Origin of the sequence: Clostridium sp. Marseille-P7770, from assembly GCF_902143525.1 — a bacterium.
Classification (GTDB): domain Bacteria; phylum Bacillota; class Clostridia; order Lachnospirales; family Lachnospiraceae; genus Pilosibacter.
Genome location: NZ_CABFVC010000001.1, coordinates 677,501 through 690,365 on the forward strand (window position 1 = coordinate 677,501; position 12,865 = coordinate 690,365).

9 protein-coding genes, 7 tRNA genes and 1 rRNA gene (1 of these 17 only partly in view) are annotated in these 12,865 nt (G+C 49.1%); 16 read left to right on the top strand and 1 reads right to left on the bottom strand.

Annotation, left to right across the window (positions count from 1 at the left end):
* The 8 genes from FN001_RS03150 to FN001_RS03185 all read left to right on the top strand — a co-directional run.
* Positions 1-2,559, top strand: a 23S ribosomal RNA gene (locus FN001_RS03150) (it extends 329 nt beyond the left edge of the window).
* 73 nt (positions 2,560-2,632) lie between these two features.
* A tRNA-Asp gene (locus tag FN001_RS03155) sits at positions 2,633-2,706 on the top strand.
* A gap of 37 nt (positions 2,707-2,743) precedes the next feature.
* A tRNA-Val gene (locus FN001_RS03160) sits at positions 2,744-2,816 on the top strand.
* A 13-nt stretch (positions 2,817-2,829) separates the two neighbouring features.
* Positions 2,830-2,902 (top strand) — tRNA-Thr (locus FN001_RS03165).
* 29 nt (positions 2,903-2,931) lie between these two features.
* A tRNA-Tyr gene (locus FN001_RS03170) sits at positions 2,932-3,013 on the top strand.
* Between the two features lie 51 nt (positions 3,014-3,064).
* Positions 3,065-3,138, top strand: a tRNA-Met gene (locus FN001_RS03175).
* 4 nt (positions 3,139-3,142) lie between these two features.
* Positions 3,143-3,215: transfer RNA gene (locus FN001_RS03180), tRNA-Phe, on the top strand.
* Between the two features lie 20 nt (positions 3,216-3,235).
* Positions 3,236-3,308 (top strand) — tRNA-Lys (locus tag FN001_RS03185).
* Positions 3,309-3,434: 126 nt separating this feature from the next.
* Here FN001_RS03185 and FN001_RS03190 read toward each other — a convergent pair.
* Positions 3,435-4,121, bottom strand: a complete 687-nt coding sequence (locus FN001_RS03190) for a TIGR00266 family protein (RefSeq protein WP_118298281.1) — start codon at positions 4,119-4,121, stop codon at positions 3,435-3,437.
* A gap of 296 nt (positions 4,122-4,417) precedes the next feature.
* Here FN001_RS03190 and FN001_RS03195 point away from each other — a divergent pair, with 296 nt between their 5' ends.
* The 8 genes from FN001_RS03195 to rsmI all read left to right on the top strand — a co-directional run bounded on the left by FN001_RS03195 (position 4,418) and on the right by rsmI (position 12,820).
* On the top strand, positions 4,418-5,701 hold the full coding sequence (locus tag FN001_RS03195; RefSeq protein WP_142410760.1) for a hypothetical protein: 1,284 nt from the start codon (positions 4,418-4,420) through the stop codon (positions 5,699-5,701).
* 250 nt (positions 5,702-5,951) lie between these two features.
* Positions 5,952-6,458, top strand: coding sequence for a DUF1003 domain-containing protein (locus FN001_RS03200; RefSeq protein ID WP_142410761.1), 507 nt, complete (start codon positions 5,952-5,954; stop codon positions 6,456-6,458).
* 74 nt (positions 6,459-6,532) lie between these two features.
* Entirely contained in the window at positions 6,533-8,128 is a 1,596-nt protein-coding gene (locus FN001_RS03205; RefSeq protein WP_279230950.1) for an Orn/Lys/Arg family decarboxylase, read from the top strand.
* Positions 8,129-8,400: 272 nt separating this feature from the next.
* Entirely contained in the window at positions 8,401-8,982 is a 582-nt protein-coding gene (locus tag FN001_RS03210) for a nucleoside/nucleotide kinase family protein (protein WP_142410763.1), read from the top strand.
* Between the two features lie 136 nt (positions 8,983-9,118).
* A complete protein-coding gene (gene holB / locus FN001_RS03215) occupies positions 9,119-10,126 on the top strand; it encodes a DNA polymerase III subunit delta' (RefSeq protein ID WP_486463469.1) in 1,008 nt (335 codons plus the stop codon).
* Positions 10,127-10,136: 10 nt separating this feature from the next.
* Positions 10,137-11,048, top strand: a complete 912-nt coding sequence (locus tag FN001_RS03220) for a PSP1 domain-containing protein (protein ID WP_142410764.1) — start codon at positions 10,137-10,139, stop codon at positions 11,046-11,048.
* Positions 11,038-11,775 (top strand): tRNA1(Val) (adenine(37)-N6)-methyltransferase, encoded by a 738-nt coding sequence (locus tag FN001_RS03225; protein WP_142410765.1) that lies wholly within the window; start codon positions 11,038-11,040, stop codon positions 11,773-11,775. Before FN001_RS03220 ends, FN001_RS03225 begins: the two co-directional genes overlap by 11 nt.
* Before the next feature lie 196 nt (positions 11,776-11,971).
* Positions 11,972-12,820, top strand: a complete 849-nt coding sequence (gene rsmI, locus FN001_RS03230; RefSeq protein ID WP_142410766.1) for a 16S rRNA (cytidine(1402)-2'-O)-methyltransferase — start codon at positions 11,972-11,974, stop codon at positions 12,818-12,820.
* Positions 12,821-12,865 lie beyond the last annotated feature (45 nt).

A 12,865-nucleotide genomic window follows, 5' to 3' on the forward strand; every position in this document is an offset into this window, starting at 1 on the left:
AACTGTCTGGGAAGTCAGACCAAAGAGAGTGAAAGTCTCGTACATGAAACCAGAAGGGAGCTAGTGGGATCCAGAGTACTGCGAGACACGTGGAACCTTGCAGGAAGTCGGGGGGACCACCCCCCAAGGCTAAATACTCCTTAGTGACCGATAGCGCATAGTACTGTGAAGGAAAGGTGAAAAGGACCCCGGGAGGGGAGTGAAAGAGAACCTGAAACCCTGTGTTTACAAGCTGTGGAAGCACGTTAAGGTGCAACCGCGTACTTTTTGTAGAACGGTCCGGCGAGTTGCGGATGCTGGCAAGGTTAAGCACTGAAGGTGCGGAGCCGAAGCGAGAGCAAGTCTGAATAGGGCGTCAAGTCAGCATGTGCAGACCCGAAACCGGGTGATCTATCCATGTCCAGGTTGAAGCGAAAGTAAAATTTCGTGGAGGACCGAACGCACATCCGTTGAAAAGGGTGGCGATGAGGTGTGGATAGGGGAGAAATTCCAATCGAACCCGGAGATAGCTGGTTCTCCTCGAAATAGCTTTAGGGCTAGCCTCGTATTAGTCTGGTGGAGGTAGAGCACTGAATTTCCTAGGGGGCGTCAAAGCCTACCGAAGAATATCAAACTCCGAATGCCATACAGATGATGTACGGGAGTCAGACGGCACGAGATAAGTTGGGTCGTCAAAAGGGAAAGAGCCCAGACCTGCAGCTAAGGTCCCAAAGTGTGTGTTAAGTGGAAAAGGATGTGGGATTTCAAAGACAACTAGGATGTTGGCTCAGAAGCAGCCACACATTCAAAGAGTGCGTAATAGCTCACTAGTCGAGAGGTCCTGCGCCGAAAATGTCCGGGGCTGAAACACAACACCGAAGCTCAGGAATGTATTTATACATTGGTAGAGGAGCATTCTTAAAGGGGCGAAGCAGTACCGATAAGGAGCTGTGGACTTTTAAGAAGAGAGAATGCCGGAATGAGTAGCGAGATGGAGGTGGGAATCCTCCAGGCCGAATATCTAAGGTTTCCAGGGTAAAGCTGATCTGCCCTGGGTAAGTCGGGGCCTAAGGCAAGGCTGAGAAGCGTAGCTGATGGACAACAGGTTTAGATTCCTGTACCACATGATATCAGAACTGTGGGGACGCAGAGGGATAAGATGACCGGGGAACAGATTCCCGGGCAAGCGTAGGAGGTGTCAGGCAGGCAAATCCGCCTGACAAGCCAAAGACGTGACGCGGACCGAACCAAAGTAGGGAAGCATCCGATTCCAGCTGCCGAGAAAAGCCGCTATTGTGTATCATGTGCCCGTACCGTAAACCGACACAGGTGGATGAGGAGAGAATCCTAAGGCCGGCGGGAGAAGCATTGTTAAGGAACTCGGCAAAATGACCCCGTAACTTCGGGATAAGGGGTGCCAGAGAGATCTGGCCGCAGAGAATAGGCTCAAGCAACTGTTTAGCAAAAACACAGGTCTATGCGAAACCGTAAGGTGATGTATATGGGCTGACGCCTGCCCGGTGCTGGAAGGTTAAGAGGAGAGGTTAGAGCAATCGAAGCTTTGAATTGAAGCCCCAGTAAACGGCGGCCGTAACTATAACGGTCCTAAGGTAGCGAAATTCCTTGTCGGGTAAGTTCCGACCCGCACGAAAGGCGTAATGATTTGAGCGCTGTCTCGACAATGCACCCGGTGAAATTGAAATACCAGTGAAGATGCTGGTTACCTGCGCCAGGACGGAAAGACCCCATGGAGCTTTACTCCAGCTTGATACTGGGATTCGGTAATGCATGCACAGGATAGGTGGGAGGCTACGAGTACGGAACTCCGGTTTCGTATGAGCCGCTGTTGGGATACCACCCTTGCGTTACTGGGTTTCTAACCATGGCCCGTGATCCGGGTCGGGGACAATGTCAGGTGGGGAGTTTGACTGGGGCGGTCGCCTCCGAAAGGGTATCGGAGGCGCTCAAAGGTTCCCTCAGAATGGTTGGAAACCATTCGAAGAGTGCAAAGGCAGAAGGGAGCTTGACTGCGAGACCGACGGGTCGAGCAGGTAGGAAACTAGGACTTAGTGATCCGGTGGTATGAAAGTGGGATTGCCATCGCTCAACGGATAAAAGCTACCCTGGGGATAACAGGCTTATCACTCCCAAGAGTTCACATCGACGGAGTGGTTTGGCACCTCGATGTCGGCTCATCGCATCCTGGGGCTGAAGTAGGTCCCAAGGGTTGGGCTGTTCGCCCATTAAAGCGGTACGCGAGCTGGGTTCAGAACGTCGTGAGACAGTTCGGTCCCTATCCGGCGCAGGCGGAGGATATTTGAGAGGAGCTGTCCTTAGTACGAGAGGACCGGGATGGACGGACCGCTGGTGTACCGGTTGAGCTGCTAAGCTCATGGCCGGGTAGCCAAGTCTGGCAGGGATAAACGCTGAAGGCATCTAAGCGTGAAGCCCCCCTCAAGATGAGATATCCCATTCGTTAAGAAGTAAGACCCCTTGAAGACGACGAGGTAGATAGGGCAGAGGTGGAAGTGCAGTAATGCATGGAGCTGACTGTTACTAATCGGTCGAGGGCTTATCCAGGAAGGTCAAGTGAAGATTCAAAGGTTGATGGAATTCAATATGTGATTTTGAAGGTATGTTAAATACCTTGTATGGCCCGGTGGCTCAGCTGGTTAGAGCGCCGCCCTGTCACGGCGGAGGTCGTGGGTTCGAATCCCATCCGGGTCGCGCATACATGGTTTTGTATGTATTTATTTTTAAATATGGGATCTTAGCTCAGCTGGGAGAGCATCTGCCTTACAAGCAGAGGGTCATAGGTTCGAGCCCTATAGGTCCCACTTTTAAAGATATGCCGATGTGGCTCAATTGGCAGAGCAGCTGATTTGTAATCAGCAGGTTATCGGTTCGAGTCCGATCATCGGCTTTTAGTTTCAAAAACTAAATAATTCTTATGGGCGGATTCCCGAGTGGCCAAAGGGGACAGACTGTAAATCTGCTGCAACTTGCTTCGGTGGTTCGAATCCACCTCCGCCCATTAAAATAGGTATTGATTTTTCGATATTTATTGTATATAATAATAAGGTATCGCGGGGTGGAGCAGTCTGGAAGCTCGTCGGGCTCATAACCCGAAGGTCGTAGGTTCAAATCCTGCCCCCGCAATTTTGCCCAGATAGCTCAGTTGGTAGAGCAGAGGACTGAAAATCCTCGTGTCGCTGGTTCGATTCCAGCTTTGGGCACTACAACTTCATAGTTGTATGGGATATTAGCTCAGTCGGTAGAGCACTTGACTTTTAATCAAGTTGTCCGGGGTTCGAATCCCCGATGTCTCATTAAGTTGCGGAAGCCGAGAGGTTTCCGCTTTTTCGTATTCTAAAGTTTGCTAAAAAAGAGGTTGCTGAACATTCACACAGCAACCTCTTTTTTAGGTTAAAGTATATGTTGTTGAAAGTCGAAGATCAGTTTGATTTTGTCGGAATGAACTGTGCAATGCGTCCGGCGAAATCAGCGATATTCTGAGTCTGAAGGATCACACGGCCAGGACCGGTAAGCTTTGTAAGGAAGAGACCTTCGCCGCCGAAGAAGATGTTTCCAAGGCCTTTGATCGTCTCAACTTCATATTTTACGGTTTTCTCGAACGCAACGACATTTCCTGTATCAACTTTGATCACTTCGCCCGGTGCAAGCTGTTTCTCGACAACATCGCCGTCGATTTCGAGAAAGACCATTCCGGAACCGGAGATGGATTCAAGGATGAAGCCTTCGCCGCCAAACAGTCCGGAAGTAAATTTCTTTGTGAAGGTGACATCAAGATTTACAGAATCCTGTGCGCAGAGGAATGCACCTTTCTGGCAGATCATGCCGCCGTTTTCTGCCGCGTCGATCGGAAGAACCTGACCAGGTACAGTTGACGCAAATGCGATCGTGGCACCCGGAGCATCCGCACGGTAGGTAGCCATAAACATGGATTCACCGGCAAACATGCGGCCAAGACCTTTCATAAATCCGCCGCGTGTGTTTGTGGACATGGAAATCCCTTCAGACATCCAGGACATTCCGCCGGACTGTGTGTACATGGTTTCGCCTGGAGCATCAAATTTGATCTCAACTGCAGGGATAGTTGTGCCAATAATTCTGTATTTCATAGAATCCTCTCTTTCTGGCGTATTGAACGATGAAAATACGCTTGTATTGCTGTATCCAAAAGATACACAAGGGTGAACAAATATATTATATCATACTCTGCCGATAGTTACAGAAGAGATACTGGAATGAAATTTACGATGAAAAATCCTGTTTATGAAAATAACAAAATGATAACATGTTTACAGTTTCCTTAAATATGGGGGTGCTCGCTTGTGTGAAAAAAATATGGATGATAGAATATCGGTAACAAGTTCAGTGACAGGCGAGTTCAGTTTTTTGAAAAGAAGGTGGCAAGGTGAAAAAGATTTGGATGATGGCGGCAGCTTTAGGACTGGGAATCTGGCTGACAGGGTGTTCGCCGGCTTTTGTTCCGGTAGAAGATCCGAGTGAGTCACAGACAGAGGAACGAAATAGTCCTGAAACGGAAAAAGATGATCAGAGGGAAGATCTGGCCTTTCAGCCACTTTCGGAGGAAGAACGTCGGTGGATCGTAACAGAATTGGAATCCTTTGATGGAGATCATAAATTTTCGGATATGGATCCGGAAAAGGCAGCATCCTGCGGCGGAAAGATCCGGGATGCGTATGATTTTGTTGGACGGGAGACGGAAAATGGTTACGGGTATGTCCTGGGATTTCGAAAAGGCAAGGAGGATCCGCTGAAAGATCTCAGCATTTACAGCATTGATGATGTGATCGAGGCTGAAAAGTGGAACGAGGACGAAAGTATTTTTGAAAAAGTATATACTTTCGAAAATGTTTATGAAATGTATTACACGGAAGCAAAGGATGTTCTGTTTTTTGTTCCGAGCGGAATGGAAGAATCGGAAGAACTCAGAAAAGCGTTTACATACAGCCTCTGTGACGGTGACGAGGGGGTCCGGTATCTGGAGACTGTAAAGGAGCGCGGTGTGCGGATGTCACCACCGGAGGACGGCGGATATCTTACCGTCCGAAGATTTGAAGCTGCAGAGGTACTGGAGGAATATATTCCTTTGACTGAGGATCAGGAGAAAGAGATCACCGGCTCGGATGAGACCGTTGATCCGGTCATGTATGGAATAGATGGGATCACATATACGGCAAGCCAGGAAATTTATGAGTCAGAAAACCCGGATCCGGATGAGATCACGGTTCCGGCATTAAGAATTGCTGAGGAAAAATGTGAATTTCAGACGGTAGGAACGGAAGACATGAAAGAAATTACGAGTGCGGAACTTGAGGTAATCCCGATTTCCAAAGAGCTGGAGAAAGAGAAAGGCTTGGAGAGCAAAGATTCTGCTGACGTGGAAGCTGACTCGGAAGTCGTGGGAATATCCGAGACGCTGCAGGATCCGGAATTGTTAAAAAGGCTGGAGGAGATCCTGTCGGGGGCATCTTTTGATGAAGCGAAAGAATGTCCGTATAACGGGATCCTGACGCTTACAAAGGCGGATGGGACACAGATAACGGTGAGACTGGCATCGGACGGATGCGATTCGATGGTTTACGGCAGCTACAGTTTTTATCAGGCAGCCGGGGATGAAGTCGCGGAAATTTGGTATATGTTTCCGGAGGTAAAAGCGGAGCTTGTAAAGTAAGCCGGCATTTGTAGCATTGACACTTCTTATGGAATACAGACAGATATTAGACTGGGTGAACAAAGAAGACTGGAGTGCATTATTGGATGTAGTACCGTTCATGTTTCTGCCGTTGGGTATATATGTGGTTGTTATGCTGTTGTCAAATGCGCTACTTGTCAGATTTATAAACAAAAAATCAGGGAACTGTTCCGGGGGGGGGCTGCGCAAATAAATTTTACCAATTGATCGAATTGGAAGGAGTATCATCATGAAAGAAAACAGAAAATTATTGAAAGAAGTGCTGAAGGACATCCGGCACGATATGACGGATGAGGAAGTTTTGAACCTTTTAGCAGACAGTAAGATTTCAGTCAGTCCTGAAAAAGAGAAAGAAAAGTACACACTCGGGCAGCGGGCAGCTGATACGATCGCAAAATTTGCAGGCAGTTGGGCGTTTATATTTTCCTTTACAGGTGGGCTGATCCTGTGGATGGTCATCAACACGATTCTTGCGTCAAAAGCGTTTGACGCATATCCGTTTATCCTGCTGAACCTTGTCCTGTCCTGCGTTGCAGCCATTCAGGCACCGCTGATCATGATGAGTCAGAACCGACAGGAGGAAAAAGACCGCCGGCGTGCTGAAAACGATTATAAGGTAAACCTGAAAACCGAGATCATGATTGAAGACCTCCATGATAAGGTGAATGCGATTCTTATCAGACAGTCGCAGATCGAGAAACTTCTCTCGGAGCAAAAAGAGAAAAATACTTTATAACGAATGTGGATTCGAATTTGACGGGCAATTTCCAGTTCGTTTGCAGTCAGATGGGAAACAGGAGAATAAAAATTTTGAATTACAGAAAAGAAAAACAGCCGGGACTTTTAGAACGGCTGACAGAATATGCGGGATCGGATGCGTATCCATTTCATATGCCGGGACATAAAAGACGGGAGATTCCGGATGGGATCCCGGGGGGATTTCCGGACCCGTATGGGATCGATATCACGGAGATCGATGGGTTTGACAACCTGCATCATGCGGAAGGAATTTTGAAGGACGCCATGGATGAGGCGGCTGCGATCTACGGGGCGGACCGGTCCTGGTATCTTGTGAATGGGAGTACATGCGGGATTTTAAGTGCAGTTTTTGCGACTACGGAAAACGGCGGAAAGATCCTGACAGCGAGAAACTGTCATAAGGCGGTGTACCATGCGATCTGCCTGAACCGGCTGGAGGCGGAATATCTGTATCCGGAGGAGATCACGGAATTCGGGATCAATGGAGGAATCCGGGCGGAGGACGTGAGAAAAGCGCTTGAAAAGGATGCGATGCGCTGTGCGGGAAATTCGGGGGATGTGAGAGGAAAAATCACGAAAATCCAGGCAGTGCTCATCACATCTCCAACCTATGAAGGCGTGGTGTCGGATATCCGGGCGATCGCGGATGCGGCCCATGAATACGGAATCCCGCTGATCGTCGACGAGGCGCATGGGGCGCATCTGGAGTTTGCTGATCAGTGTCACGGCTTTCCGAAATCGGCGCTGGAATACGGGGCGGATCTTGTGATCCAGAGCCTTCATAAAACGCTGCCGTCCTTTACCCAGACGGCAATCCTGCATGTGAAGGGAAAACTTGTGGATCAGGACAGAGTTTCGAGGTATTTGTCCATGTTTCAGACGTCCAGCCCGTCATACCTTTTTATGGCTGGGATGGAGCGGTGCATCCGGTATATGGACGGGGACGGAAGAAATGAGATGGTCCGGTATGAGGAAAGACTGGAGCACTTTATGAAGCGGATGGAAGGACTTCAGGTGCTTGAGATCCTGGACCGGGAAATCTGTGGGAAATATCGGACGGTGGCCGGATGGGATCCGTCGAAGATCGTGGTTTCCACGATGCGCGCAGAGGATTTTCACGGGGAAGAGCTGGCGGAGACACTGCGGAGAAAATACCATCTTGAGATGGAGATGACAGCGCCGGAGTATGTGATCGCGATGACGTCGCTGATGGACACGGAGGAAGGATTTGAGCGGCTTGGAACGGCGCTGCTGGAGATTGACGGGGCATTGAGACACTGCGTGGAGCCTGAACAGCAAAAAGAAAAAGGTGAGTCAAAGGAAAAAGAAAGATGTGAGACTCCAGAAGGTCTGGAATCTAAACTTTCGCACCCGATCAGGAGAATGCTGCTCATCTGCGAGGCGATGGATGCCGATACGGAGCGCACAGCGCTTCAGGATACGGTCGGAAAGGTATCTGCGGAGTTTGTGTATCTGTATCCGCCGGGAATCCCGATCATCGCGCCGGGAGAGGTCTTCACGGATGCGATCGTGGAGAAGATCGTGGCGTACAAGGCAGCAGGACTTCTTGTCCAGGGGCCGGCTGATCCGGATGCGGACGTGATCTTAACATGCCAGACGCCAGGGCTTGTTCATAAAGGATGCTGAGGAAAAAGGAAAACGTTAGTAATTCAAGTGCATAAGAGGTGGCTGCATCCGAAATGAAGAGGCTTATCAGGCAAGAATATTTCCCAGGAGACAAATTTTTGTTACTTTAAAAGGATAAGAATTATCGAGCGAGGATGGAAACAACGGTTGCACGAGACCTCTGATTTTGATACAATGAAAAGATAGAACCTGAAAAATGGTTGTAAAAGTTCGATCGAAAAGTCTTATCTGACTGGGATAAAAATTATAATACAGAAGGCTGAGAGAAACAAATGGGCAGGATATATTATCTTCTTGGAAAGAGTGCGACAGGAAAAGATACACTGTATAAGGAAATCCTGAAACGGAGACCAAAGCTGCGGACGGTGACGATGTATACAACAAGACCGATCCGGGAAGGCGAGACGGACGGAGTGGAATATTTCTTTACCGGTCGAGAGGAGCTGGAGCGGCAGCTGGCTTCCGGAAAGGTGATCGAGTCGAGAACTTATCAGACGATCGCCGGTCCGTGGACTTACTATACAGTGGATGACGGGCAGTTTGATGTTGCCGACGACGAGTCCTGTCTTATGATCGGGACACTGGAATCTTACGAGAAGATGTGTGCCTATTTTGAAGCGGGAAAGATGGTTCCGGTCTATATCGAGGTCCCGGATGGGATCCGGCTTCTCAGGGCCGTCAAACGCGAGGAAAACCAGAAAAAGCCGAATTATCGGGAAGTCTGCCGGAGATACCTTGCAGACGAAAAAGATTTTTCAGAGGAAAATCTGGAACGCTTGGGAATTACGAAGAGATATCAGAACACGGATATGGAAATGTGCGTGGAAGAAATCCTAAGGGATTTGGATAAATAACTTTTTATAGGCGTTATTTTGTGGTAAGATAAAATGGAAACACCGTTAGCGGGAACAGTTAAATGTTCTGTTCGAACCGGGAAGCTCCGGCGTAAAAAGCACTGCCGGAACCAACAGGATGAGGAGGGATGCGGCTATGTCAGAAGAAAAGATCATGGGATTTGAAGAGATCCTCGGGAATGAGATGGTGAAAGATCACTTTAAAAAGGCGATCCAGAACCATAAGATCTCACATGCTTATATCCTGACGGGAGAAGCCGGCATGGGAAGAAAATCGATCGCGAATGCGTTTGCGATGACGCTCCTGTGCGAGAAAGGCGGAAGTGAGCCGTGTATGATATGCCATTCCTGCAAGCAGGTGATGAGCGGAAATCATCCGGATCTCATCTATGTGACGCATGAAAAGCCGGGAAGTATCGGCGTGGATGATGTGCGGGAACAGATCAATGATACGATCATGATCCGTCCGTACAGCAGCTATTATAAGATCTATATCGTGGATGAGGCGGAAAAAATGACGGTCCAGGCGCAGAATGCCCTGTTAAAGACGATCGAGGAGCCGCCGTCCTACGCGGTCATCATTCTGATCACGACGAACCAGGAGGCGTTTCTTCCGACGATCCTCTCCAGGTGTGTGCAGATGAAATTAAAGCCGCTGAAGGATTTTACGATCAAGAGCTATCTGACGCAGAATCTCCATGTTCCGGAGAAGGACGCAGATATCTGCACCGCGTTTGCAAGGGGAAATCTCGGGAAAGCGATCCATCTGGCATCTTCCGATGAGTTTAAGGAGCTTTTCCAGAAGGTCATGGTCCTCATAAAGAATGTCAGGACGATGGACATTTCCATGCTTTTAGACTGCATCCGCGAGATGAAAGAGCAGAACTTTGATATCGGCGAGGTGCTGGATCTGATGCAGCTCTGGTACCGGGACGTGCTCATGTTCAAGGTCACAAAGGACATGAACCTGCTGATCTTCAAAGATGAATATAAAATGATCAATGAGACGGGAGAAAAAGTCGACTATGCCGGTCTGGAAGCGATCCTTGCGGCGATCGACACAGCGAGAACACGTTTGAACGCAAACGTAAATATGGAATTGGCGATGGAATTACTCCTGCTGACCATGAAGAACCCGTCATAAGGAGCAAAGAATGACGAAAGTAATCGGGATCCGCTTCCGGAAAGCGGGAAAAGTATATTATTTCAGCCCTGGTGAAAATGAGATCAAAACAGGCGATCATGTGATCGTCGAGACGGCCAGAGGCGTGGAGTACGGATATGTGGTGCTCGGAACTCACGAGGTGGACGATAAAAAGGTGATCCAGCCGCTGAAATCCGTGATCCGCATGGCAACACCGGCGGATGAGGAGACGGAGCGCCGCAACAAGGAAAAGGAAAAAGAGGCGTTCAAGGTCTGCGTTGAGAAGATCAAGAAACACAACCTCAGCATGAAACTCATCGACACGGAGTACACGTTTGACAACAATAAAGTATTGTTCTACTTTACGGCAGACGGAAGGATCGACTTCCGTGAGCTGGTAAAGGATCTGGCTTCCGTATTTAAGACAAGGATCGAGCTTCGCCAGATCGGTGTCCGCGATGAGACAAAGATCATGGGCGGAATCGGTATCTGCGGAAGACCGCTTTGCTGTGCGTCCTATCTGTCTGAGTTTATTCCGGTATCCATCAAAATGGCGAAGGAACAGAATCTGTCCCTGAACCCGACGAAGATCTCCGGCGTCTGCGGCAGACTGATGTGCTGCTTAAAGTACGAGGAAGATACTTATGAGGAGTTAAACGGAAGACTTCCGAATATCGGCGACTATGTGACAACAGACGACGGTTTAAAGGGCGAGGTCCACAGTGTGAGCATTCTGCGCCAGCTTGTGAAGGTCATTGTGACTGTGAACAACGATGAGAAGGAGATCCGTGAATATAAAGTGGATCAGTTAAAATTCCGCCCGAAAAAGAGACGGGAAAAGCAGTCCACGAACGATGCGGAGCTTAAGCAGTTAGAGGCTCTTGAGAAAAAAGAAGGGAAATCAAAACTCGATGGCGATTGAGTTAAAGGAAAATGAGCGTCTGGATGATCTTCAGAGAAATGGACTGCAGATCATCCAGAAGACAGATGGATTCTGCTTTGGAATGGATGCGGTGCTGCTTTCCGGATTTGCGGCGGTGAAACCGGGAGAGCGGGCGCTGGATCTCGGAACAGGAACGGGGATCATCCCGCTTCTTCTCTCCGCAAAAACGCAGGGAGAACATTTTTCGGCACTTGAGATCCAGGATGAGATCGCCGGGATGGCAGAGCGGAGTGTGAAACTGAACCATCTGGAAGAAAAAATCGAGATCGTACATGGAGATATCAAGGAAGCCAGCCGGATTTTCGGAGCGGCTTCCTTTGATGTCGTTACGACAAATCCGCCGTATATGAATGACGCTCATGGGTTAAAGAACCCGACGGAAGTGAAGGCGATCTCGAGACATGAGGTCCTCTGCACGCTGGAGGATGTTGTGCGGGAAGGCGCGAAGGTCCTGAAACCGGGCGGAAGGATGTATATGGTCCACCGGCCGCACCGTCTGATCGAGATCTTCGGGACGATGAAGCAGTATAAGCTGGAGCCGAAGCGGATGAAAATGGTCCATCCGTTCAAGGATAAGGACGCGAACATGGTCCTCATCGAGGCGGTCCGTGGCGGCGGAGCCTGGATGAAGGTCGAGGCGCCGGTAATCGTTTATAAGGAGCCGGGCGTGTATACAGATGAGATCTATTCGATTTACGGGTATTAAATTGTTGAGAGGGTTCTTTTGGCGGATGAGCCGGAAAATGTCAGGAATTTTCTAAACGAAAAGCTCCGGATAATGTAGGAATAGTCGCGGATCTTGCCAATCCGGAATGGAATCATCCGTAAACTCGCGTTACGGAAATGTTGAGATAAAAAGCTGTCGGTGAAAAAGCAGCATCGGGCAGCAGGAGGAATTGGTCATGCAGGGAAAATTATATTTATGTGCAACGCCCATCGGGAACCTGGACGATATCACGCTGCGGGTGTTAAATACATTGAAAGAAGTAGATCTGATCGCTGCGGAAGATACGAGACACAGCATCAAGCTCTTAAACCATTTTGACATCAAAACGCCGATGACCAGTTATCATGAGTTCAATAAGGTGGAAAAGGCGAGAGTTCTCGTTGAGAAGATGAAGGAAGGCACGAATATCGCACTGATCACGGATGCCGGGACACCGGGGATCTCGGATCCGGGCGAGGAGCTTGTAAAGCAGTGCTATGAGGCCGGAATCGAGCTGACTTCTCTTCCTGGACCGGCGGCATGCATTACGGCGCTCACGATCTCCGGAATGGCGACGAGACGGTTTGCATTCGAGGCGTTCTTACCTTCCGATAAAAAGGAAAAGCAGAGAATTCTGGAAGAATTAAAGTCGGAGACGCGGACGATCATCCTCTACGAGGCGCCGCATCGTCTGGTAAGGACATTGGAGGAGCTTCTTGAGGCGTTAGGTGACCGGAGGATCACGATCTGCAGGGAACTCACAAAGAAGTACGAGACGGCATTCCGAACCACGTTTCAGGAGGCGTTAGATCATTTTGAGACGGAGGAACCGCGGGGCGAATGTGTCATCGTGATTGAGGGAAAGAGCCCGGAAGAGATCAAAAAAGAGAAAGAACAGACATGGGAATCCATGTCGATCGCTGAACATATGGATGTTTATCTGTCACAGGGAATCGAGAAGAAGGAAGCGATGAAGCTGGTGGCAAAGGACCGCGGAATCGGGAAGCGGGATGTGTATCAGATGCTTTTGGATGAGCAGGAATAGAGAATTCGAGAAGAAGATGTGTCGCTGGTTATTGAGTGAGATGAC

Coding starts and splice junctions, on each gene's coding strand:
- FN001_RS03210 (WP_142410763.1), top strand. CDS start 8,401: ATGGGCAGGATATATTATCTTCTTGGAAAGAGTGCGACAGGAAAAGAT.
- FN001_RS03190 (WP_118298281.1), bottom strand. CDS start 4,121: ATGAAATACAGAATTATTGGCACAACTATCCCTGCAGTTGAGATCAAA.
- FN001_RS03220 (WP_142410764.1), top strand. CDS start 10,137: ATGACGAAAGTAATCGGGATCCGCTTCCGGAAAGCGGGAAAAGTATAT.
- FN001_RS03200 (WP_142410761.1), top strand. CDS start 5,952: ATGAAAGAAAACAGAAAATTATTGAAAGAAGTGCTGAAGGACATCCGG.
- holB (WP_486463469.1), top strand. CDS start 9,119: ATGTCAGAAGAAAAGATCATGGGATTTGAAGAGATCCTCGGGAATGAG.
- FN001_RS03225 (WP_142410765.1), top strand. CDS start 11,038: ATGGCGATTGAGTTAAAGGAAAATGAGCGTCTGGATGATCTTCAGAGA.
- rsmI (WP_142410766.1), top strand. CDS start 11,972: ATGCAGGGAAAATTATATTTATGTGCAACGCCCATCGGGAACCTGGAC.